This is a genomic window from Streptomyces sp. S07_1.15, from assembly GCF_020739505.1.
GTDB classification, from domain to species: Bacteria; Actinomycetota; Actinomycetes; order Streptomycetales; family Streptomycetaceae; genus Streptomyces; species Streptomyces xinghaiensis.
Genome location: NZ_JAJBZK010000001.1, coordinates 1,840,001 through 1,863,040 on the forward strand (window position 1 = coordinate 1,840,001; position 23,040 = coordinate 1,863,040).

General features: G+C 69.9%; 19 protein-coding genes (1 of these 19 running past the window's edge). 7 read left to right on the forward strand and 12 right to left on the reverse strand.

Features of this window, described 5'->3' with window-relative positions; translation table 11 throughout:
• From LIX60_RS07755 to thyX, 3 genes are all read right to left on the reverse strand, one after another.
• On the reverse strand, positions 1 to 326 hold the 5' portion of the coding sequence (locus tag LIX60_RS07755) for a ribonuclease J (RefSeq protein WP_227957797.1). It extends 1,360 nt beyond the left edge of the window; 326 of the gene's 1,686 nt are visible here — the first part of the coding sequence; it begins with the start codon at positions 324 to 326; its stop codon lies beyond the left edge, outside the window.
• A 165-nt stretch (positions 327 to 491) separates the two neighbouring features.
• On the reverse strand, positions 492 to 1,391 hold the full coding sequence (gene dapA / locus LIX60_RS07760; RefSeq protein WP_227957798.1) for a 4-hydroxy-tetrahydrodipicolinate synthase: 900 nt from the start codon (positions 1,389 to 1,391) through the stop codon (positions 492 to 494).
• 177 nt (positions 1,392 to 1,568) lie between these two features.
• Positions 1,569 to 2,309, reverse strand: coding sequence for an FAD-dependent thymidylate synthase (thyX, locus tag LIX60_RS07765; protein ID WP_019709757.1), 741 nt, complete (start codon positions 2,307 to 2,309; stop codon positions 1,569 to 1,571).
• 185 nt (positions 2,310 to 2,494) lie between these two features.
• Here thyX and LIX60_RS07770 point away from each other — a divergent pair, with 185 nt between their 5' ends.
• The gene (locus tag LIX60_RS07770) at positions 2,495 to 3,043 is read left to right on the forward strand and encodes a hypothetical protein (protein WP_227957799.1); all 549 of its coding nucleotides are present in this window, start codon (positions 2,495 to 2,497) and stop codon (positions 3,041 to 3,043) included.
• 129 nt (positions 3,044 to 3,172) lie between these two features.
• On the opposite strand, the gene LIX60_RS07775 is transcribed toward LIX60_RS07770, so the two are convergent.
• The 6 genes from LIX60_RS07775 to eccD form a co-directional block, all read right to left on the reverse strand.
• On the reverse strand, positions 3,173 to 3,625 hold the full coding sequence (locus LIX60_RS07775; RefSeq protein WP_019709759.1) for a tetratricopeptide repeat protein: 453 nt from the start codon (positions 3,623 to 3,625) through the stop codon (positions 3,173 to 3,175).
• A 5-nt stretch (positions 3,626 to 3,630) separates the two neighbouring features.
• Positions 3,631 to 4,386 carry a 4-hydroxy-tetrahydrodipicolinate reductase gene (dapB, locus tag LIX60_RS07780; protein WP_227957800.1) on the reverse strand — a complete coding sequence of 252 codons (756 nt, stop codon included), beginning with the start codon at positions 4,384 to 4,386 and terminating at the stop codon, positions 3,631 to 3,633.
• A gap of 114 nt (positions 4,387 to 4,500) precedes the next feature.
• A complete protein-coding gene (locus tag LIX60_RS07785; RefSeq protein ID WP_227962665.1) occupies positions 4,501 to 5,886 on the reverse strand; it encodes a pitrilysin family protein in 1,386 nt (461 codons plus the stop codon).
• Positions 5,887 to 5,891: 5 nt separating this feature from the next.
• A complete protein-coding gene (locus tag LIX60_RS07790) occupies positions 5,892 to 8,132 on the reverse strand; it encodes a polyribonucleotide nucleotidyltransferase (RefSeq protein ID WP_227957801.1) in 2,241 nt (746 codons plus the stop codon).
• Between the two features lie 353 nt (positions 8,133 to 8,485).
• Positions 8,486 to 8,773 (reverse strand): 30S ribosomal protein S15, encoded by a 288-nt coding sequence (gene rpsO / locus LIX60_RS07795; RefSeq protein ID WP_227957802.1) that lies wholly within the window; start codon positions 8,771 to 8,773, stop codon positions 8,486 to 8,488.
• Between the two features lie 165 nt (positions 8,774 to 8,938).
• On the reverse strand, positions 8,939 to 10,438 hold the full coding sequence (eccD, locus tag LIX60_RS07800; RefSeq protein WP_227957803.1) for a type VII secretion integral membrane protein EccD: 1,500 nt from the start codon (positions 10,436 to 10,438) through the stop codon (positions 8,939 to 8,941).
• Between the two features lie 247 nt (positions 10,439 to 10,685).
• On the opposite strand from eccD, the gene eccCa reads away from it, so the two are divergent.
• The 6 genes from eccCa (at position 10,686) to LIX60_RS07830 (ending at position 19,452) form a co-directional block, all read left to right on the forward strand.
• On the forward strand, positions 10,686 to 14,657 hold the full coding sequence (eccCa, locus tag LIX60_RS07805) for a type VII secretion protein EccCa (protein WP_227957804.1): 3,972 nt from the start codon (positions 10,686 to 10,688) through the stop codon (positions 14,655 to 14,657).
• Positions 14,657 to 15,238 (forward strand): hypothetical protein, encoded by a 582-nt coding sequence (locus LIX60_RS07810; protein WP_227957805.1) that lies wholly within the window; start codon positions 14,657 to 14,659, stop codon positions 15,236 to 15,238. The genes eccCa and LIX60_RS07810 overlap by 1 nt, the downstream gene beginning before the upstream one ends.
• An 83-nt stretch (positions 15,239 to 15,321) precedes the next feature.
• Entirely contained in the window at positions 15,322 to 15,810 is a 489-nt protein-coding gene (locus LIX60_RS07815) for a hypothetical protein (protein WP_227957806.1), read from the forward strand.
• An 11-nt stretch (positions 15,811 to 15,821) separates the two neighbouring features.
• The gene (locus tag LIX60_RS07820; RefSeq protein ID WP_227957807.1) at positions 15,822 to 18,089 is read left to right on the forward strand and encodes a DUF6571 family protein; all 2,268 of its coding nucleotides are present in this window, start codon (positions 15,822 to 15,824) and stop codon (positions 18,087 to 18,089) included.
• A complete protein-coding gene (locus tag LIX60_RS07825) occupies positions 18,090 to 18,800 on the forward strand; it encodes a hypothetical protein (RefSeq protein WP_227957808.1) in 711 nt (236 codons plus the stop codon).
• Positions 18,781 to 19,452 (forward strand): hypothetical protein, encoded by a 672-nt coding sequence (locus LIX60_RS07830; RefSeq protein WP_227957809.1) that lies wholly within the window; start codon positions 18,781 to 18,783, stop codon positions 19,450 to 19,452. Before LIX60_RS07825 ends, LIX60_RS07830 begins: the two co-directional genes overlap by 20 nt.
• 136 nt (positions 19,453 to 19,588) lie before the next feature.
• Here LIX60_RS07830 and LIX60_RS07835 read toward each other — a convergent pair whose 3' ends face one another.
• The 3 genes from LIX60_RS07835 to LIX60_RS07845 form a co-directional block, all read right to left on the reverse strand.
• A complete protein-coding gene (locus LIX60_RS07835) occupies positions 19,589 to 19,888 on the reverse strand; it encodes a WXG100 family type VII secretion target (protein ID WP_227957811.1) in 300 nt (99 codons plus the stop codon).
• A 64-nt stretch (positions 19,889 to 19,952) separates the two neighbouring features.
• The gene (locus LIX60_RS07840; protein WP_019709771.1) at positions 19,953 to 20,315 is read right to left on the reverse strand and encodes a WXG100 family type VII secretion target; all 363 of its coding nucleotides are present in this window, start codon (positions 20,313 to 20,315) and stop codon (positions 19,953 to 19,955) included.
• Between the two features lie 100 nt (positions 20,316 to 20,415).
• Entirely contained in the window at positions 20,416 to 21,621 is a 1,206-nt protein-coding gene (locus LIX60_RS07845) for a S8 family serine peptidase (RefSeq protein WP_308101114.1), read from the reverse strand.
• Positions 21,622 to 23,040: the final 1,419 nt, after the last annotated feature.

The window sequence follows — 23,040 nt, forward strand, 5'->3', positions numbered from 1 at the left end:
TTGGAGCCGATCACGGGGATGTCCTGCTTTTCGCGGAGCAGGTAGGGGACGCCGCCGATGTGGTCCTCGTGGCCGTGCGTGAGCACGATGCCGTCGATGTCGTCGAGACGGTCCCGGATGGACGTGAAGTCCGGCAGGATCAGGTCAACTCCGGGCTGCTCCTCCTCGGGGAAGAGCACCCCGCAGTCGACGATCAGCAGGCGTCCGCCGTACTCGAAGACGGTCATGTTGCGGCCGATCTCGCCGAGACCGCCGAGCGGGGTGACGCGGAGGCCGCCCTGGGGGAGTTCCGGCGGCGGGCCGAGCTCGGGATGCGGATGACTCAAAAGACTCTCCTCACCACGCGCGACCGTCTCCCCCGCCATGCCCCGCCGCGCGCAACGGGCGGCGGGGCATGGCGGAGAGGGCGTGGCGCGCGTGACATGCGTGCACGTGCGTTTGATGTCGTTGTGGAGTTGTGCGGTGATGCGGTGGTGCGGTCGTGCCGTTGTTCAGAGCTGTACCCCGCCGGCCGCCAGATCGCGCCTGAGCTGCTCGGTCTCCTCCTCGGAGAGCTCGACGAGCGGCAGCCGGAGCGGACCGCCGGGGAGCCCCAGCCGGCTGAGCACGGCCTTGGTCGTGATGACGCCCTGGGTGCGGAACATGCCGGTGAAGACGGGCAGCAGCTTCTGGTGGATCTCGGTCGCCTTCTGGACGTCGCCGGAGAGGTGCGCTTCGAGCAGGGCGCGCAGCTCGGGGGTGACGATGTGGCCGACGACGGAGACGAAGCCCACGGCGCCGACCGAGAGCAGCGGCAGGTTGAGCATGTCGTCGCCGGAGTACCAGGCGAGGCCGCTGCGGGCGAGGGCCCAGCTGGCGCGGCCGAGGTCGCCCTTGGCGTCCTTGTTGGCGACGATCCGCGGGTGCTCGGCGAGCCGGACGATCGTCTCGGTGTTGATCGGGACGCCGCTGCGGCCGGGGATGTCGTAGAGCATGACGGGCAGGCCCGTCGCGTCGGCGATGGCCGAGAAGTGCCGGTAGAGGCCCTCCTGCGGCGGCTTGCTGTAGTACGGGGTGACGGCCAGCAGGCCGTGCGCCCCGGCCGCCTCGGCGGCACGCGCCAGCTCGACGCTGTGCCGGGTGTCGTTGGTGCTGGCTCCGGCGACGACATGGGCCCGGTCGCCGACGGCCTCGACCACGGCGCGGACGATATCGGCTTTCTCGCCGTCGCTGGTGGTCGGGGACTCACCGGTGGTGCCGTTGACGACGATGCCGTCGTTGCCGGCGTCCACCAGGTGGGCGGCGAGGCGCTGGGCGCCGTCGAGGTCGAGGATGCCGTCCGCGGTGAACGGAGTGACCATGGCGGTCAGGACCCGCCCGAACGGGGTCTGAGGAGTGGAGGTCGGAGCCATGGGTCCCACGCTACTCGTAGCGCACCGCGAGGCGCTCCCTCGGGGAGCCGTGAAGTGGAACCCGGCACTGCCTGCTCGGGGGTTCAGGCAGTGCCGGGTCCGGTTTCTCACCCTAGAGGAACCTCGTAAAACGCCGCAATACGGGCGCCTCGCACGGCGTATCCGGACATCCCGGACCTAGGGTGCGACACGCCCGTTGGCGTTGAAGGCGGCGTGGGTGAGGGGCATGAGCCGCGCCCACTCCGCCTCCATCCGCTCCCCCACCATCTCGATCTCGCGCTGCGGGAAGGAGGGGACCGCCGCCTGCTCGTGCCGGGTGCGCAGCCCCAGGAAGTGCATCAGCGAGCGCGCGTTGCACGTGGCGTACATGGAGGAGAAGAGGCCGACGGGGAGCACCGCCCGGGCGACCTCGCGGGCGACGCCCGCGGCCAGCATCTCCTGGTAGGCCTCGTAGGCCTGGCGGTAGCTCTCCTCCATGACCCGGCCGGTCAGGGCGCGCTGTTCCGCCGAGCCCTCCACGAACCGGTACTGGCCGGGCCGGCCCTCCTGGACCAGCCTGCGGTCCCCGCCCGGGACGTAGAACACCGGCTGGAGCTCGCGGTAGCGGCCGGACTCCTCGTTGTACGACCAGCCCGCCCGGTGCCGGTGGAACTCGCGGAAGACGAAGATCGGCGCGCTGATGAAGAAGGTCATCGAGTTGTGCTCGAAGGGGCTGCCGTGACGGTCGCGCATCAGGTAGTTGATCAGCCCCTTGGAGCGCTCCGGGTCCTTCCGGAGCTCGTCGAGGGACTGTTCCCCGGCGGTCGAGACACGGGCGGCCCACAGCACGTCGGTGTCGGACGCGCTGTGCTTCACGAGCTCGACGGTCACATCGCTGCGGAAGCTCGGCTTGGCGCTCTCGGCTGAGGCGTCGGTCACGGTCGGGTCCTTCCCTGGTGTCTCTGGGCGGCGCCCAGCTTACGGGCCGGTGCGGGGGCGTCCGCGGGGCCGCCGGGAACGGCCGCCGCCCGGGGCCGGGGCCCTGAGGTGGTCGGGACCGGGTGCGGGTCGATAATCTCACCGGGCACAGCCTGTTCGAGCGTGCATACGAGTGAGGACCAGTCGTGCCCCTGACCTTCCTGACGGCCGACCGCGCATTCGACGAGGCCGCGGACGACATCGCCCTGCCGCACCACGACGAGAACCGCTGGCGCCGCCCGTACCGCCCCGGCCCCTGGCGGGTCGGGGCGGCCGCGCTTCTGCTGCTGCTGGCCTCGTACATGCTCGTCGCGGCGGTGATCGTCGCCCTGGCGGGCGCGCTGTCCGGAACGATCACGGCGATGACCTCGGCCGCCGTCGTGATCGTGCTGGCGCTGCGGGTGCTGCGCATGGGCGCGTGGGTCAGCGCGCAGGGACTGCGGCAGGTCTCCCTGCTCACCACCCGCACCGTGCCCTGGCAGCGGCTGTCCCGGGTCCGTACCGTCCAGCAGCCGGTGAAGTGGCTCGGGCTGCCGCGCACCGTGCAGGGCCAGGCGCTGGTCGCGTCGCCCGACGGCAAGGAGCCGCTGCGGCCGCTGCTCACCGACCACAACGCTGACTTCCTGGGCCGCCCCGGGGCCTTCGACCGGGCGGCGGACGCGGTGGAGGGCTGGGCCGCGCACTACGGCCGCTGAGAGCGGCGCCGTCCGCCGGCATCCCGGGCTCCACCGCGCGCCGGTGCGCCCCCGAGGGGCCGGTACCCGGGTACGCGGTGCCCGCCACCGCGCGGCGGCGGGCCCACGGGCCGCGAGCACGGCGCGGGCTCAGGCGCGGACGGGACGGCCGTCGTGCAGGGCGATGGCCCGCTGCATGGCCTTGCGGGCGCGGGGCGTGTCCCGGGCGTCGCGGTAGGCGACGGCGAGCCGGAACCAGACCCGCCAGTCCCCCGGTGCCGCCTCCGCCTCGGCCTTGCGGCGGGCGAAGACGGCGTCGGCCGAGTCGCGGTCGATCCGGCCGCTCGGGGTCCGGACCAGCTCGTCGACGGGCAGGCCGCCCTCCGCCTCCAGTTCGGCGGCGAGCCGGTCCGCGTCGCGGGCGAAACGCGTGGTCTGCCACAGGAACCACACGCCGATCAGCGGTATCACCAGCACGGAGACGCCGAAGGTGACGGTCACCACCGTGCCCTGCCCGATCAGCGCCAGGCCCCGGCCGCCGGCCAGCACGAAGTAGACGCAGAGGACCGCCGCGAGAACGCTGTAGGTGATCTTGTCGCGCACGGCCGTCAGTCCAGGTCCATGAAGTGTTCCAGGCCGAAGGTGAGGCCGGGCGTCGAGCCCACGCGCCGTACGCCGAGCAGGATGCCCGGCATGAAGCAGCTGTGGTGCAGGGAGTCGTGCCGGATGGTGAGCGTCTCGCCGGTATCGCCGAACAGCACCTCCTGGTGCGCGAGCAGCCCGCGCAGCCGCACCGAGTGCACCGGTACGCCGTCCACGTCGGCGCCGCGCGCCCCGTCGAGCGCCGTGGTGGTGGCGTCGGGCTGGGGGCCGCGGCCGGCCTCGCGCCGGGCTCCGGCGATGAGCTGGGCGGTGCGGGTCGCCGTGCCGGACGGGGCGTCCGCCTTGTTCGGGTGGTGCAGTTCGACGACCTCGGAGGACTCGAACCAGCGGGCCGCCTTCCGCGCGAACTCCATCGTCAGCACGGCGCCGATGGAGAAGTTGGGCGCGATGAGCACACCGGTTCCGGGGGACTCGGCGAGCAGTCCGCGTACGGTCTCCAGGCGCTCGTCGGTCCAGCCGGTGGTGCCGACCACGGCGTGGATGCCGTTGCGGATCAGGAAGTCCAGATTGCCCATCACCGCGTCGGGATGGGTGAGATCGACCGTGACCTCGGCCTTCGCCGCGGTCAGCGCGGCCGGCTCGTCGTCGCGGTCGAGCGCGGCGACGAGCTCCATGTCCTCGGCGGACTCCACCGCGCGGACGGCCTCGGACCCGATGCGCCCCTGGGCGCCCAGGACTGCCACTCGGAGCTTGCTGCTCATGGCGGGTTGTTCCTCACTTCTTCCGTGGACCGGCCGGCCGGCCCGCCGTGGGCCGGCGGCGGCCGGTGAGCTGACGCGCCGGCTTCCAGTGTGCCGCCGCGGCCGGGCGGGCCGTCAGGCCACCACCTCGTGGAGACGGTCGGCCTGCCGGTCCTTGAGCGGCCCGATGACCGACAGCGAGGGCCGCTGTCCCAGCAGATCACGCGCCACCTCGCGGACCTCGTCCGGGGTGACGGCCGCGATCCGGGCGAGCATGTCGTCGACCGACAGCTGGTCGCCCCAGACGAGCTCGCCCTTGCCGATGCGGTGCATCAGCGCGCCGGTGTCCTCCAGACCGAGGACCGTGGAGCCGGACAGCTGTCCCGTGGCCCGCCGGATCTCCTCGTCGGTCAGCCCGTGCAGGGCGGCCTGTTCCAGCTCGTCGCGGCAGAGCTTGAGGACGTCGTGGACCTGGCCGGGACGGCAGCCGGCGTAGACGCCGAAGAGCCCGCAGTCGGCGAAGCCCGTGGTGAAGGAGTAGACGGAGTAGGCCAGTCCGCGCTTCTCCCGGATCTCCTGGAAGAGCCGGGAGCTCATGCCGCCGCCGAGCGCGGTGTTGAGGACGCCGAGCGCCCAGCGGCGTTCGTCGGTGCGGGGCAGACCGGGCATGCCCAGCACGACGTGCGCCTGCTCGGTGCTCCGGCTGAGCAGATCGACCCGTCCGGCGGCGCGGACGGCGCGGCTGCCGGAGCGCGGGCCGACCGGCTCCGCGTCCGTACGGGACAGCGCGCCCGCCTGTTCGAAGGCGGCGTGGACCAGTCCGGTGATCCGGTCGTGGTCGACGTTGCCCGCGGCGGTGACGACCAGGTGCGTCGGGTCGTAGTGCTTCTTGTAGAAACGGGCGACGCGGTCGCGGGTGAGCCCCTCGACCGTCTCGACGGTGCCCAGGACCGGGCGGCCGAGCGGGCTGTCGCCGAGCATGGTGCGGGTGAAGAGATCGTGGACGCAGTCGTCCGGGTCGTCCTCCGTCATGGCGATCTCTTCGAGGATCACCCCGCGCTCGGCCTCGACCTCGGCCGCGTCGATGACCGAACCCGTGAGCATGTCGCAGAGGACGTCGACGGCCAGCGGGACGTCACGGTCGAGCACCCGTGCGTAGTAGCACGTGTACTCCTTGGTCGTGAAGGCGTTCATCTCGCCGCCCACGGCGTCCAGCGCGGCGGAGATGTCCAGCGCGCTGCGCCGCCCGGTGCCCTTGAAGAGCAGGTGCTCCAGGTAGTGCGTGGCGCCGCCCAGGGCCGGGGTCTCGTCGCGGGAGCCGACGCGCGCCCAGATGCCGAAGGTGACCGAGCGGACCGTCGGAAGGGTTTCGGTGACGACCCGCAGGCCGCCGGGGAGGGTGGTGCGGCGGACCGTGCCGGTGCCGTTGTCGCCCGGGAGGAGCGTTTCGGTACGGCCGACGGCCCGCCCCTCCGAGGAGGTGCGGGCCGTCGGGCGGTGTGATCCGCCCGCAGGGGGCAGGGAGGTCACTTGGCGGCTTCGTCCTTCGTCTGCGGCTGGGCCTCGGGCTTGGCGGCGTCGCCGCCCTCCTCGTCCATGACGGGGATCAGCGAGAGCTTGCCGCGCTGGTCGATCTCGGCGATCTCGACCTGGACCTTCGCGCCGACCTTGAGCACGTCCTCGACGTTCTCCACGCGCTTGCCGCCGGCGAGCTTGCGGATCTGCGAGATGTGCAGCAGGCCGTCCTTGCCCGGCATCAGCGAGACGAAGGCACCGAAGGTGGTGGTCTTGACGACCGTGCCCAGGTAGCGCTCGCCGACCTCCGGCATCGTCGGGTTGGCGATGCCGTTGATGACCGCGCGGGCGGCCTCGGCGGCGGAGCCGACGGCGGCACCGATGTAGATGGTGCCGTCGTCCTCGATGGTGATGTCGGCGCCGGTGTCCTCCTGGATCTGGTTGATCATCTTGCCCTTGGGGCCGATGACCTCACCGATCTTGTCCACCGGGATCTTGACGGTGATGATCCGCGGGGCGTTCGGGGACATCTCGTCCGGGACGTCGATGGCCTCGTTCATCACGTCCAGGATGTGCAGGCGGGCGTCGCGGGCCTGCTTGAGGGCCGCGGCCAGCACGGAGGCCGGGATGCCGTCCAGCTTGGTGTCGAGCTGGAGGGCGGTGATGAACTGCCGGGTGCCGGCGACCTTGAAGTCCATGTCGCCGTAGGCGTCCTCCGCACCGAGGATGTCGGTGAGGGTGACGTAGTGCGTCTCGCCGTCGATCTCCTGGGAGATCAGGCCCATCGCGATGCCCGCGACGGGCGCCTTGAGCGGCACACCGGCGTTCATCAGCGACATGGTGGAGGCGCAGACCGAGCCCATGGACGTCGAGCCGTTGGAGCCCAGCGCCTCGGAGACCTGCCGGATGGCGTACGGGAACTCCTCGCGGCTCGGGAGGACCGGGAGGATCGCCCGCTCCGCGAGCGCGCCGTGGCCGATCTCGCGGCGCTTCGGCGAACCGACGCGGCCCGTCTCGCCGACGGAGAACGGCGGGAAGTTGTAGTTGTGCATGTAGCGCTTGCGCGTCTCGGGCGCGAGCGTGTCCAGCATCTGCTCCATGCGGAGCATGTTGAGGGTGGTGACGCCCAGGATCTGGGTCTCACCGCGCTCGAACAGCGCCGAGCCGTGCACCCGCGGGATCGCCTCGACCTCGGCGGCGAGGGTGCGGATGTCCGTGACACCGCGGCCGTCGATGCGGACCTTGTCCTTGATGACCCGCTCGCGCACCAGGGACTTGGTCAGCGCGCGGTAGGCGCCCGAGATCTCCTTCTCGCGCCCCTCGAACTGCGGCAGCAGCTTCTCGGCGGCCAGCGCCTTGACCCGGTCCAGTTCGGCCTCGCGGGCCTGCTTGCCGGGGATGGTGAGCGCCTGGGCGAGCTCGTCGCGGACCGCGTGGGTCAGCGCCTCCAGGACGTCGTCCTGGAACTCCAGATAGAGCGGGAACTCGCCGACCGGCTTGGCGGCCTTCGCGGCGAGGTCGGCCTGCGCCTTGCAGAGCGCCTTGATGAAGGGCTTCGCGGCCTCCAGACCGGCGGCGACGACCTCCTCGGTGGGCGCCTCGGCGCCGCCCTTGACCAGCTCGACGGTCTTGGTGGTGGCCTCGGCCTCGACCATCATGATCGCGACGTCGCCGTCCTCCAGGACACGGCCCGCGACGACCATGTCGAAGACGGCGTTCTCCAGCTCGGAGTGGGTGGGGAAGGCCACCCACTGGCCGTTGATCAGGGCGACGCGGGTGCCGCCGATCGGGCCGGAGAAGGGCAGGCCCGCAAGCTGCGTGGAGCAGGAGGCGGCGTTGATCGCGACCACGTCGTAGAGGTGGTCGGGGTTGAGCGCCATGATCGTCTCGACGATCTGGATCTCGTTGCGCAGGCCCTTCTTGAAGGAGGGGCGCAGCGGCCGGTCGATCAGGCGGCAGGTGAGGATCGCGTCCTCGGAGGGGCGGCCCTCCCGGCGGAAGAACGAGCCGGGGATGCGCCCGGCGGCGTACATCCGCTCCTCGACGTCGACCGTCAGCGGGAAGAAGTCGAGCTGTTCCTTGGGGTTCTTGGACGCGGTGGTGGCCGACAGCACCATGGTGTCGTCGTCCAGGTAGGCCACGGCGGAGCCGGCGGCCTGACGGGCCAGACGGCCCGTCTCGAAACGGATGGTGCGGGTGCCGAAGGAACCGTTGTCGATGACGGCCTCGGCGTAGTGGGTCTCGTTCTCCACCAGGAAAATCTCCTCGTCTGCGTCCCCCTGCCCGTGTGGCGGGGGACGATGGCGGCGGAGCGTCCCTGCCGCTCGCCCCGCGGGCCGGGCCGGTCTTCGATCGAAGCCTCCGGAGACGGCTGCCTCCGACGGCCACTACCGAGGACCGGCGCCTGTGGCGCGGTGCTGCGGTGGGGTGGCGCTCCCCCTCATACGTTGTTCTCTTGTTCCGACCAGACTACAAAGCTTCCGCTTCCGTCACACGACGGAGCGGTCCGGCCGGTGTCCGGCGCTGCGCGGCGCACAGGCGCACGGACGGCGCATACGGCGAAGGGAGCGGCCCCCGGCGTGGGAGCCGCTCCCTTCACGGCGTCTTACTTCGCGCCCGCCGCGCCGCGGCGGATGCCCAGGCGCTCCACGAGCGCGCGGAAGCGCTGGATGTCCTTCTTCGCCAGGTACTGCAGCAGCCGGCGGCGCTGGCCGACCAGGAGCAGCAGACCACGGCGGGAGTGGTGGTCGTGCTTGTGGGTCTTGAGGTGCTCGGTGAGGTCCGAGATGCGGCGGGAGAGCATCGCGACCTGGACCTCGGGGGAACCGGTGTCACCCTCCTTGGTCGCGAACTCGGCCATGATCTGCTTCTTCGTAGCGGCGTCGAGCGACACGCGGTACTCCTCTGTGGTGTTCGATGCGCCCACGAGTGCCCCTGGTCTTGGTCTCAGGGGGGCTTCCGTGACTCGGAGGCGGGGGTCCGATGAGCGCTGCGCCCAGAGCCCGCAGGCTCCGGGGGTGCGTACACAAACGGCCGTCACACAGCGTACCAGCACCGCTCAGGAGGTCAGCGCCCGGAGGGAGTGGTACACGTCGAAGACCGCGAGACAGAGCGGGATCAGGGTCAGCAGGACGAAGGCCTCGGCGATCTCCAGGAAGCGGCCCCAGAACGGGGTCACGCCCTTCCAGGGCACGATCAGCCCCAGGGCGACGACCACCGCGGCCACCGCGGCGATCGCGGCGGCGAGCCAGACCGTGCGGAGGTCCAGCGCCGCGCCGTCGCCCCGCAGGGCGTCCCGGACCAGCGCCGCGGGCGGATTGAGGGCGAGCCCGAGCCCGAGCAGCACCAGCGCCCCGAGGCCGGCGGCGAGGGCGCAGCCGACCTGCGAGGTGTAGCGGAAGAGGTGGGCGCGCATCAGCATGGCGACGCCCGTCGCCAGCGCGAGCAGCTGGCCCCAGACCTGGCCGGAGAAGCCGAGCACGGCGGCCGAGCCCACGGCCACCAGCGCGCAGCCGCCGACCAGGCCGACCAGCAGCTCGTGGCCGCGCCGCGCCCGGGCGGCGACGCGCTCGGCGTCCACCGGCCCCTGGGGGTCCGGGTCCGCCCCGTGGCCGCCCCGGGTGGTGCGCGGCGGCTCGAAGCCGATGGGGAGCCGGGCGAAGCGCGTGGAGAGCCCGGGCAGGAAGGCGAGCGCGCCCACGGAGAGCGGGGCGCAGATGGCGGCGGTCTCGCTCGCCGTCATACCGGCCGTGATCGCGGTGAAGGTCACCAGCAGTCCGGTGGCGGCGGCGAGGACGAAGGCGACGAACGGGCTGTCGCCGCCGGGGGCGACCGCCGTCAGGATCACCGCGAGAACGAGAACGGCGGCGCAGGCGAGGAGGAACTGCAGCTTGCCGACGCCCTGGCCCGCGGCCGGGGGCAGCAGGCCCGCACCGGCCACCGCGGCGTTCGCCAGGGCGCCGGTGCCCAGCGCCACCGCCGAGCCCCGGTCGTCGTAGACCCGTGCGCGGACGCCCGCGAAGGCGAGGAGCAGGACGCCGGCGACGGCCGCGAGGATGCCGGGGAGTCCGTGGGTGTCGTGGCGCGGGGCGGCCGTCCACAGCACGAAGGCCAGCAGCACCAGCAGCACCGAACCGCCGAAGAGGCCGGCGCCCCGCATCAGGTCGTCCGTCCACAGCGTGCGGTCCCGGGCGACGGCGGAGGCGACGGCGTCCGACACGTCGTCGAAGACCGCCGGGGGCAGGGATTCGGCGAAGGGGCGCAGGGCGAGCAGTTCGCCGTCGAGGATGCGCTGCGCGGCGAGGGACCGCGCGCCGTCCAGCACGGTCCCGTTGCGGCGCACCAGGTGGTATCCCACCGGGGCCCCGGCTTCGGGGCTCTGCCCGGAGAGGCGGAGGATCTCGGGGCAGAGGTCGGCGACGGGGATGTCGTCCGGCAGTGCGACGTCGACGCGGCCGTCCGGCGCGACGACGGTGACCCGGCAGAAGCCGGTTCCGCCGCCGGGCGGAGTCGCGGAGGGCGGGTGCCCGGCTCCGGTGGCCGCGGCTGGGGCCGTCATACTCACCTGCTGCTTCCCCTCGTCCTTGCTGGTGGCTGCGCACCGCGGCCGCGGAGGCGGGCCGTGGTGGCGCGTCCCGAACGGGCGGGCCGTCGCGGGCAGTTCGTGGCCGGGTAGCGGGACGCCGCGCCACCCTACCGCCCGTCCGTCACGCTGTGCGCCAGTAGGATCGCTCCGCGCGGAGGGGTCCCGTCACCGCGGGGGTGCCGAACGCGATGTGTCTGTCCGGCAAGGGAATTGGTGAGCAGTGAGCCAGATCGTCGTCAAGCGCCCGCCACGGGCCCTGCCCCCCGAGGTGTCCGACGAGGAACTGCGGCTGCAGCCGCCCCCGGAGCTGCCGAGAGGCCAGCAGGAGGGCGCCCTCATGCAGTTGCTGCCCATGCTGGGCATGGGCAGCTCGGTCGTGTTCTTCTTCATGACGCCCAATCCGATCATGCGGATCATGGGCATGGTGATGATCGCATCGACGGTCGCCATGGCGATCGCGATGCTGGTCCGCTACCGGCGCGGTACCCAGGGGCAGCTGGCGGACCTGCGGCGCGACTACCTCAAATACCTGACGCAGACCCGGCGCGCGGTGCTCCGGACGGCGCGGCTCCAGCGTGCCGGGCAGTTCTACCTGCACCCGTCGCCGGAGCAGTTGTGGGCGCTGGTCGCCGAGGGCAGCCGGGTGTGGGAACGCCGGATCGGCGACGAGGACTTCGGGCAGGTGCGCGTCGGTCTCGGCAGCCAGCAGCTCGCCACCCCACTCGTCCGCCCGGAGACGGCGCCCGTGGACGACCTGGAGCCGCTCACCGCGGACGCGATGCGGCGGTTCCTGACGACGCACTCCACGCTCGACGGTCTCCCGATCGCCGTCTCCCTGCGCGCCTTCTACCAGCTGACGGTCAGCGGCGAGCCGGAGTCCGCGCGCTCCGCGACGCGCGCGATGGTGGCCTCCCTCGCCTCACTCCACTCGCCCGAGGATCTCGTGATCGCCGTCGCCGCCGGCCCCGAGGAGGCCCGGCACTGGGAGTGGACGAAGTGGCTCCCGCACGTCCAGGCCCCGGGGCCCGGGGACGGCGCGGGCAGCCGGCGGCTCATCACCACCGACGCGCACGAACTGCACGACCTGCTGGCCCCGTGGCTGGAGGGCAGGCCCCGCTTCCAGGGTGCCGCGCACCCCCTGCTGGACCGGCCCCACATCGTCGTCGTCCTCGACGGCCGGTCGGTGCCGCCGGTGTCGCCCTTCGCCGCGGCCGAGGGCCTGCAGGGTGTCACGCTGATCGAGGTCGTGCCCGGGGAGGCCGGCGGTCCGCGCGGCGGCCTGTCCGCCGTGGTGCACCCGGACTCCCTCCGGCTGGAGTCCGGGCACGGCCAGGTGTACGACGGGGAGCCCGACGCGATGAGCCCGGAGGCGGCGGAGGCCCTCGCCCGCCAGCTCGCCCCGCTCCGCGTCGCCACGGGCGGGGACGACGCGGAACCCCTGCTCGCCAACCTGGAGTTCACCGATCTGCTGAACCTGGGTGACGCCGCCTCCGTCGACGTCGCCCGGACCTGGCGGCCCCGGTCGCAGTCCGAGCGGCTCCGGGTGCCGATCGGCGTCGGCGAGGACGGCACACCCGTGATGCTGGACCTCAAGGAGGCGGCGCAGGAGGGCATGGGCCCGCACGGCCTGTGCGTCGGCGCCACCGGCTCCGGCAAGTCGGAGCTGCTGCGCACGCTGGTCCTGGGCCTGGCCGTCACGCACTCCTCGGAGACCCTCAACTTCGTCCTCGCGGACTTCAAGGGCGGCGCCACCTTCGCCGGGCTGTCCCGGATGCCGCACGTCGCCGCGGTGATCACCAACCTCGCGGACGACCTGACGCTCGTCGACCGGATGGGGGACTCCATCCGCGGCGAGCTCAACCGGCGGCAGGAGATGCTGCGCGACGCCGGCAACTACGCCAACATCCACGACTACGAGAAGGCGCGCGCCGCCGGGGCACCGCTGCAGCCCATCCCCTCGCTGGTGCTCGTCATCGACGAGTTCAGCGAACTCCTCAGCGCCATGCCGGACTTCATCGAGATGTTCGTGCAGATCGGCCGGATCGGCCGCTCCCTCGGCGTCCATCTGCTGCTCGCCTCGCAGCGGCTGGAGGAGGGCCGGCTGCGCGGTCTGGAGACCTACCTCTCGTACCGGATCGGCCTGCGCACCTTCTCCGCGGCCGAATCACGCGCCGCGCTCGGCGTGCCGGACGCCTACCAGCTGCCCAACGTCCCCGGTTCCGGCTACCTCAAGTTCGGGACGGACGAGATGGTGCGGTTCAAGGCGGCCTACGTCTCCGGTGTCCACCGCGCCCCCTCGCACCGGGCCGCCGCGCCCGGAGGACCCCTCCCCGTGGACCGCAGGCCCGTCGCGTTCACCGCCGCGCCGGTGCCCGTCCGGTACGCCGAACCCGCCGCCCGTCCCCGGGTACCCGACCAGCGCCGCCCGGAGGACGACGCGCTGGCCGACACCGTGCTCGACGTCATCGTCCGCCGGCTGGAGGGGCGCGGCGCGGAGGCCCACCAGGTGTGGCTGCCGCCGCTGGACAACCCGCCGCCGCTGGACGAGCTCCTGCCCGGGCTCGCGGGCGTCCCGGGCCGCGGGCTGACCCGGCCCGGGTACGAGGGCGGCCGGCTCGTCGTCCCCGTCGGTGTGGTCGACAAGCCGTACGAGCAGCGCCGGGACACGCTCTACCGGGACTTCTCCGGCGCCGCCGGCCACATGCAGATCACCGGCGGCCCGCAGTCGGGCAAGTCGACGCTGCTGCGCACGCTCATCGCCGGCTTCGCACTGACCCACACGCCGCAGGAGGTGCAGTTCTACGGACTCGACTTCGGCGGCGGCGGCCTGTCCTCGATCGCCGGCCTGCCCCATGTGGGCGGAGTCGCCTCACGCCTGGACCCCGAGCGGGTGCGGCGGACGGTGGCCGAGGTGTACGGCATCCTGGCGCGGCGCGAGGAGTACTTCCGCGGTGCGGGCATCGACTCCATCGCCACGTACCGCCGGCTGCGGGCCCGCGGCGACATCTCCCCGGCGGACCAGCCGTGGGGCGACGTGTTCCTGGTCATCGACGGCTGGGGCAACTTCCGCAGCGACTACGAGGGGCTGGAGCACGCTGTCCTCGACATCGCGGCCCGCGGGCTCGGCTACGGCGTCCACCTCGTCCTCACCGCCTCGCGCTCGATGGAGGTCCGCGCCCATCTCAAGGACCATCTGATGAACCGGCTGGAACTGCGGCTGGGTGACACGATGGACTCCGAGCTGGACCGCAAGGCGGCCGCCAATGTGCCGACCGGCGTCCCGGGCCGCGGTCTCACCCCCGAGAAGCTGCACTTCATGGCCGCGGTGCCGCGGATCGACTCCATCAACTCCGACAGCGACCTCTCCGAGGCCACGGCCGCGATGACCCAGGAGGTCGGCCGCCACTGGACCGGCCCGGGAGCCCCCGAGGTCAGGCTGCTCCCCCGCGAGCTGCCGGCGGAGAACCTGCCGGCGGGCTCGGCGCACCCGCAGCGCGGGGTCGCCTTCGCCATCGACGAGAACAACCTGGAACCGGTCTTCGTCGACTTCGAACGCGACCCGTTCTTCCTGGTCTTCGGCGAGAGCGAGTCCGGCAAGTCCAACCTGCTGCGGCTGCTCATCAAGCAGCTCACCGAGCGCTACGACGGCGACTCCTGCAAGCTCCTCGTCGTCGACAACCGCCGCGCGCTGCTGGACGTCACCCCGGCCACGCACCTGGCCGACTACGTGCCGATGTCCAACAACATGGACCACCATGTGGAGGCGCTGGCCGACCTGATGAAGCGCCGCACCCCGCCGGCCGACGTCACCGCCCGGCAGCTCCGCGACCGGAGCTGGTGGAGCGGCCCCTCGGTGTACGTGGTCGTCGACGACTACGACCTGGTCTCCACGTCCAGCGGCAACCCCCTGGCGCAGCTCACGGAAATGCTGCCCTTCGCGCGGGACGTGGGGGTGCGCTTCATCATCGCCCGCAGCTCGGCCGGTGCGAGCCGGGCCGCCTACGAGTCCTTCATGCAGCGGATGATGGAACTCGGCGCGCAGGGCGTGCTGCTCTCCGGTGACCCGCAGGAGGGAGACGTGCTCGGCGGCGTCCGGATGCGCCCGATGCCACCGGGCCGGGGCTTCTTCGTCTCGCGCCAGCGCGGCAATCCCCTGGTGCAGACGGGACTGATGCCGACGGAGGTGTGCTGATGATCGGCGCCGCCGTCTTCACCGGTGCCTTCGCGGTGGCGTTCCTCGCCTTCGCCCTCTTCGTCGACCCGCGGAAGCTGTGGTGGCGCTTCCGGGCCCGGCACTTCGAGCACCCCGAGGCCCACGAGCCGTCGGCGGCGTCGTTCCTGTGGCGCCGGGTGCTGCTGGGAGTTCTGGGGCTGGTCCTGGTGTGGCAGTGCGGGGAACTGCTGCGCCTGGCTGGGGTCTTCAAGACCGGTCCGGACCACGCGGAGGTCCTCGAACGCGTCGAGAACGCGGCGCTGAACCTGGAGACCGGCAAGGACGGCGGACAGTACAAGATGCCGGTGGGCGAGGGGTCCTGGGGCTTCTTCATCGACCCCCGGCTCAAGGGCCCCGGCGACGACCCGGTCGCGCATCTCGTCTCCGCGACCGACGCCGAGGGGGACGGCGAGGACGTGGAACGCTACGAGATCGACGGCATATGCCTGACGGTCAGGGCGAAGCCGGATCCGGGTCAGTCGGAAATGGATCACGCCATCGACAACCTGACCTATCGCGTGAAGACCGACGTTGTGGACAGTCCTTGCGAGGAGTCGTAGGCCGTCTCTAGGTTGAACCAGTTCTCGGCCGCGTTGGTCTGGCGGTCCGTCAGTAAGACACACGGGGGAAGGAGCACCTGCGGATGGCATGGGACGAGTGGGAGCAGTTGAAGGCCTCGGCGGCAGAGCGGCAGTCGACGCAGATGCAGTTGAACCAACTGCCGGAGGAGGACCGGCCGAACACGGGGACGGCTCCGGGCGACCTGGAAGTCAGCCAGAAGGACCTGGCGGCAATCGGTGACGAGGCATTCAAGCTCTACGGGGATCTGGACAAGAAGGCACGCCCCGAGCAGATCCATACCGCGGCGTTCGACATCGACCAGCAGGGCTTCGCCCTCGGAAAAGCACTGCAGCACGTCTCGAACCGCTGGGCCAGGCAACTGGGCTCCCTCATGGACGCCTGTGCCCTCATCTCGAACCACATGGAGTTCTCCAAGAAGGTGCACGGCGAGGACGACACCCGGATCCAGCGGCACGTGAGCAGCATCGAGACTCTGGACAAGGGTTTCGACGAGTCGTACGCACCCCCGGGCGAGCCGAACAAGGTGTACGGCCCGAAGGACAAGGACTAGGGGAGCGGCCAATGGACTTCGAAGCCCTGCACTCGGCGAACTTCGCGAAGCTCGATGACACGGTCACCGAGTGGGACACGCTGGTCAACAACTTGAAGACTCTGGAGAAGAGCGCGCGGGAAGGACTGCGCGGCAAGGCCAACAAGGCCAACTGGGGCGGCTACAACGCCGCCATCTCGCGCGAGTTCATCGGGAAGACCGCCGGAGAGTTCGACGACGCCCACACTCAGGCGCAGTCGATCCGCAACATCATCCGTGACACCCGTAACGAGCTGAGAGTCCAGAAGAACGAGTTGCTGAAGGCCATCGCGCGAGGCAAGGAGAACCATCTCCTGGTCCGGACACGGGGCAGCGGCTTCACTGTGGAGGACCCCCACAACAAGGCCTCGGGCGGCCAGAAAGCCGTCGACGCCCTGCGCGATGAACTCCAGGGCATCCTGGACAAGGCCACCGAGATCGATACCACCGCGGCCACCGCGCTCAAGGCGCTGGTCGACAATGCCGAGTACGGATTTTCGGAGGCGCGCTACGCGGACCGCGATTCCGCAGCGGACGCCATCAAGGCTGCAGAAGAAGTGGGCCAGCTCCTGAGAAAGGACCCACATGACGTCACCAACACTGAACTGACAACACTCAACGGAGTGTTGGCCAAGTACAAGAACGACCCGCTTTTTGCCGAAAAAATCGCCATCGACGCAGGCCCGAAGAGGGTACTGGAGTTCTATGCGGCAATCGCCGATCCTTACCAGGGATATGGATACGAACCGAAGCGTGGCGAAGAGGCGAAGCGACTCCAGAAGAATCTCGGCATCACATTGGGCACAGCCACTCTCACACAAAGCCGACAGATGGCAGAGTGGGAGCGAGAGATGGTAAAACTCGGACCGGAACAGCTCGGCATCGACGATGCCAGTGATCCACGAGGTTTTGCGGTCATGAGCAATCTCATGCGTTTCGGCGACTATGACGATCGGTTTCTTAACGAGTACGGTGAGCGACTCATCGCCTTCGACAAGGAGCGGAACGTCGAGCACATGAGTCCTTGGATCAACAACTGGAATCATGGAGATCTGAATTACTGGGGCGAGAATGACCGCGGCCGCGACCCGTTGACCGGGTTTCTCCAGGCGCTCGGGCATAACCCGGGCGCCTCGACCGAATTCTTCGCTCAGCCACCGGGCACCGAGGAATCCGTGGACAAGGAATCCGAACTCAACAAAAACCTGGCGTACTTGACCAAAGAACGCATCTGGCTGTCGGACGCCCCGATGATGGGCGGAGACGACAAGGTCGTGGCCGGCCGGAATGCACTCGGTCACGCTCTGGAAGCCGCGACAACCGGATACGCCTACGACGCCGCACCGATGCCTGGCGAGGAATCTGCCGCTGCAGGGGGTGATCGACGTACCGCAGAGACTGCGGGAGTCATGGAACAGGTCGCGTTCCTCTACGGAAGCGAAGACGGGCCGAAGATGCTGCACGAGCAGCCCGAACTAGCCGACAGCCTGGGCAAGATGGGGGCGGCCTACATCGATGACATCAACTATGGCTTGTCCGGCCTAGGCAACAACGCGAAGGATGGCGATAACTTCCCCGCACGATACGAAGGACGTGCGGAATTCGGGAACCAGGGCGCGATCGATTTTCTCAGCGTATTGGGTCAGAACGAAACCTCTCACAAGATTATGACAGCGGCCGAGCACATTTACACCTTGAGTGTTCTTGACAACAATCCACCGTCCAGTGACGGAAAATTCGACCATGGCAGGGACGCTTTGGTCATGGAGGCGCGTGCGCGCGGAATCTTGGATCACTCTCGCGTGCAACAGGCTGGCGTGGATTACCAGGGAGAGGCAGAAGAATACAACAAGTCTTTGGGCAGGTCTGCCGAATGGGGTAAGTACGCTATTGGCGCAGCCATCACCACCGGAGTCGCGTGCATCCCCGTTCCCGGGGCGGCGGCAGGCGCGGTCGCAATCGCTCCGCTCGCAACCAATCTTGCCGGTGAGGCGCTCAAGACGTTCCTGGGCCAGGAAGTTGACGACTCCGTCGGCAGTTCAGAGCAGGGAACCCAGGAAAAGGAACAGCTGACCAGTCGAGAATTCTTTGACAGGGGAATTTCAAGCCTCGGACAGAGTTACGAGGCATACTTCAACCACGCCGAATCGGCAGACAAAGCGGACACGGAGCAGGTGAGAGAGGAACTCAGGTCAACATACCTCGCCACCGGCACCAGCGAGAACGATTACCGAGGACGTCCCGCCTACAGGGGAGACTGAATGATCACACAAGGTCGTTTTCTCTTTCTCTCTACCACCTCCTCACAACAGAAATTGGTTACAGTAAGCACGTACACTGCACTCGCAGCCACTCTTATTGCCTGTTCTGGCGGCGGCGAAGAGAGGAAGAACACCGGACGGCCCGCCACGCAGGTTTGTGACTCAGCTTTCGACGAAGACGCCTCCAAGGCACTCCAGAAGATATCCGGTGAGTCCCGGTTCGAAGAACTCGGAGATTCCAGCGCCTCATCGCGGACGTCCCGGTTCTCGCTGGAGGAGGCGGCCCGAAAGCTGGAGACGAACAAAGGCTGGTCGGAGTACGAATGCAAGGTATACAAGGCCGGAGACGAAACCGGGAAGGAGTTGCTGGACCTCAGTTTCGCGTCCGCCGCATCGCTACCGGACCCGAAGGAATCGAAGAGGGAAGGATCCCTCAGCGGGCAGGAGTTCAATACCGGCGCATGGGCTGGCACCACCCCGGAGGGCGCGAAACTGTATTTCAGGTGCAGCGTCAACATCTCGGGAACCGAGATCAAGTACGTACACGCAAGTATCTTTGTCAACAGCTCGCAGATCACGGCAAAGGGCGTCGACCGGGAAAAAATGAGCATCATAAACTCCGCCTCCCGTCGTTTTGCTGAAAAAGTGGATTGCCAGAAGGAAGCGCGACTGGCCACCGGGGTGCCACGAAGTGACCGCCAGCCCTCATAGGACGCGGGCGCATCCCCTCAAAAGCAGGTCGTCGGCCATCCCCATCGCTGCCCTCTTCGTCGTCGGCTTGGGGGGTACAGCGGCATATGTCCTCGGAGTCCCGCCGTTCGAGGAGCGCGGCGACATTGGCGCGGAGAGCGTCTGTGAGTCGCTCGGCGATCCCGAGAAGGCCGCACCTGCACTGGAACGGGTCCTCCCCGACGCGCCCGAGTACTCGTTCGACGACACCGTGAGCGGCGGAAGCGTCGCCCAGGGGGATTCCGATTACACCGCCGACTGTTTCGTCTCCGGCAACGGCAAGATTCTGCTCAGCGCCAGGACGGAGTTGGTGCCGGTCGGCTCTCCGGGAGCTACGCCGGAGGATTGGGCGTCCGAGGCCCTTGACGGCAGCAGCCCGGAAGAGGACGAGACGTTCGCTGCCGGTTCGAAGGGGGTGGTCTCGGCGGACAGGGCGGCCGTGCTGGTGCCGTGTGCCGGGCCCGGGAACGTTCCCGGAGGCTCGTACAGCCTCAGTGTCGTCGTCGACGGGAAGGGAGCAGGCGGGGAGAGCGGCTCCCGGGTGCACCGGGGACTGACCGATCTCGCCGTCGGGGCGGCCCGGTTCTCCCACGAGAAGGCGGGCTGCGACCTTCCGTCCGAGCTGCCGAGCTGACCAGGCGGTTCGGGTTTCCTGTCCTGCCGGGCAGACAGTGGGCGGCGGAACGCAAGAACGGCGGGGTGGGCGCCTCCCGTGCGCGTCCATCCCGCCGTTCTTGTGCTGTGCGGCTGCTCTGCCGCCGGGCCGGTGCTCAGAAGTGGCTGGCGGCCTTCTTGTCGCCGGCCTGGTAGGTCGGGCCCGCCTCGCGGACCGCCTTCGCGATGCTCTTCAGGGCCTGCTGGATGATCCGCGTCTCCTTGTCCCACTTCGCGTGGGCCCCGTCGGCCGCGGTCTTGGCCTCGCCCTCGAAGGTGTTCGACACCGCACGGATCTTCTTCTGGAGGGCTTCGAGCGACTCGTCCAGCCGCCGCGCGCTCACGTCGATGCTGTTGGCTGCTTCCTCGAGCGAGGAGTAGGTGACGAGCATGATGTCGCCGTTGTTGTTGGCCATGGATGCTCCTGGTGGCGTTGGTGTCGGTGGGGCGGGGAAGGGGCGCGCTAGATCGCGTCCTTCGTCAGTACTTGGCGATGTTGGAGACGGCCTGCTTCTCCGCCGCGGCGTCGCCGGAGAAGCCGGCGGTCACGTCGACCCCGCGGAGGGCCGCCTGGACCTCGTCCTCGGTGTTGCCCGCGGTGGTGCGGGTGACCTGGATCGCTTCCTGGAAGTTGAGCAGCAGGCGCGAGATGCGGACCATGGCCTGGTTGATCTCGTTCTGCTTGAGGTCGAAGGCGCCGGCGCCGACGCCCTTCCAGCGGCCCTCGAGTCCGTCGATGGTCCCCTGGAGCTTCTTCACCTCGCCCTTGATGCTTTCGAACTGCGTGGTGATCTCATCCTGGAAGAGCTTGAGATCCTGATCGCCGACCTTCTGGACCGTCATATGTCCTTCTTCCTCTGTTGGGTTCCCTGTGGGACGCGGCCGCCTCTTCCGGGCAGCGCGCTGGGGGTCTAGTTGTTGCGGATGCCGGAGCGGCCCGGAGTCAGGCGCCGCGCCGTCGGCGGTGTACGAAGAGGGCGCCGCCGGCCAGCGCGGCCGCTGCGGCCACTCCGCCGAGGATGATGCCGAGGCTCCCGCCGCCGGCCTGCTCCTCGGAGCCCGCCACGGCTGCCTCGGCTCCGGGCTTTCCCTCCGGGGTCTTCGACGACGATGATGCGGAGTCCTTGGGCTGTGGCGACTGCTTCTGTTCCTCCACAGCGCCGGGGCCGGTCTTCTTGTTCGTCAGAGGGTTGACGTCCGGGTCACCGGGCTTGCCGATACCGCGGTTGATATGGGCGCCGGGGCGGACGACGCCGTAACCGTAGTACTCGCTCAGCGTCTTCTTGTTGCCGTCCTTGCCCCGGCCCGCGCTCTCGAGCATGACGCGGAGGACCTGGTTGGCCGTCCAGTCCGGATGCGCGGACCAGATCAGAGCGGCGGACGCGGAGGCGAGGGCGCTGGCGGCGCTGGTTCCGCCGTCGCCGTCGCAGTAACGCGTGAAGGTGGTGTCGCACCAGGAGGGAATGGAGTCCCCCGGAGCGGCGAGATCCACAAACTCCCCGTGCTGGGAGTAATCGGCCACTTCACCGTCCGGGCCCATGGCGGCGACGCTGACAGCTGCCGGATAACTGGCCGGGTAGTGCGGCTTGTTCCCCTTCTTGGCGTTGTTGCCGGCCGCGGCGAAGAAGAGTTTCCCCTTCTTCAGCGCGTACTCAACCGCTTCTTCGTCCTCCAGGACGGGGACGTCAAGGCCGAACGACAGATTGATGATGTCCGCATCACTGTCCGCCGCTGCCCTAATGGCGTCCCGGACGCTCCAGCCATTGACCTTGCCGGTCCCCTTCCTCTTCTCGAATTCGAGTTCAACGATGCGGAAAGGGATGATCTTGGCGTCCGGCGCAAGACCGCGCAGCCCTCCTCGCCCTCTGCCGGCGATCAACTCGGCCATGGTGGTGCCATGGCCCTCGTAGTCATCAGTGGCCTCCCCCTCCGCGCCGGTCAGGTCGCGGCCCTTCTCCACTTGTCCCTTGAGCGATGCTGTGGAGGGGTTGACTCCGGTGTCAATGACAGCGACTTTGATGCCTTTCCCAGTAGCCGTCTTCCAGATCTCCTCGGCGTGCATGGCCTTCAGATACCACTGCTTCGACTGCACGTCGGCGGCGGCAGCCGAAGGAGCCGTGCCGATGATGGCGGTCCCGAGGAGCCCCACCCCGGTCACGGTGGAGAGGATCCGCCGGAGGGGACGTCGGAGCCCGGGCCTCCGGGGCTGCGTCATTGCTGCGGTCATCCTGACTTCCGAACCTTCCAGTGTTATTCGATCACCGGTGGCACGGCACCACGCCGCCGCGCCATCCACTCGTCCTCGGTCAGGTGATCCGGGCGTTCCGGCTCGGGGCGCTGCCGGTCCTCGTTCCCGGACGGGCTCCGCCCGGCGGGTCGCTGACCGGAACGCTCACCGGCAGCTGTGCCCTGTGAGCCCGCCCGGGATCCGGTGCCGCCCACCCCCGTGCCGCCGACGACACCGCGTGACGAGGGAGCGCCGCGACCGGCGGCCGGAGAGACTCCTCTCGGCGGGTTCGCCCCGATCACTCCCTGCTGGTGGGGCCGCGCACTGGAAGGGCGCCCCGTGGCATCCGTCACTCCGCCAACGACTGTTCCCCGTGGGGCGCGCGCCCTGGCGGGGCCGGCAGGACCGGACTGGGGCGTACCTCCCACAATGCCGGTTCCCCGGCCGACACGAGGACCAGCCGGGGAGCCGGGGCCTCCTGCCGGGGACCGGCCTGCCGGCCCCGGGCGCCCGGCCGCGGGCGTCCGGTCCGGTGTGGCGCCTCCGGGACGTCCTGCCGAAGTCTGCCCGGGCATGCCCGGCCGCCCGCCCCACGGAGCCTGGCCCCGGGCACTGGTCGCGGGCGTACGTCCCGTGGTATTCGCCGGAGGCCCCATCGGTCCCGGGCGGCCCATGGGGCCAGGGCGCCCTGTGGCCTGGCCCGTGGTGGGGGCGCCGGGCATACCGGACCGCCCAGGCGTTCCGGTCGCACGTCCGGGCGGCGTGGAGGCCGGTCCTCCGACGGGTCCGGGCCGCCCGGTCGTACGAGGTCCCGCAGGACCTCCGGACCGTGGAGACCCCGGTGTACTCACCGTGCGGGGTGCGCCGGGGTTGCGTGCGGGAGTGCCGAAGTTTGGCCCCATGGAGGGTCCTTGGTGGTCACCGGCCGGGCCGGGGGCAGGAGCCGTCGGCGCGGGCCCTCCGGGTGCGGTGGGCGCCGGAGGCGTCTGGACGCTGTCGATCTCCATCGAGGGGCTCGGGACCGGAGGCCGTCCGTCGAGACCGATCCCCGCGCTAGACACGCCTGCCGCCCCAGTGGCTCCCGACTCCCGGATGCCCGCTCGCGGCTGGGAGGGGTCCGAAGTCCCTGCGTTCGCGGAAGCCGGGCCTGAGCCGACTTCGGACTGTCCGAGCGACGGCGCCGGCACCGGCGCGTTCAGCGCGCCCGGTGGTTTCGGGGGCTCCTCGGAGGCCAGTCTCTCCTCCGAGACCGCGTAGAAGGACGCCAGGCGGTTCATCTGGTTGATGGCCTCCTGGCGGTCCTTCTCCACCTGGAGGGCCTTCTGGTACTCCGGGTTGTCC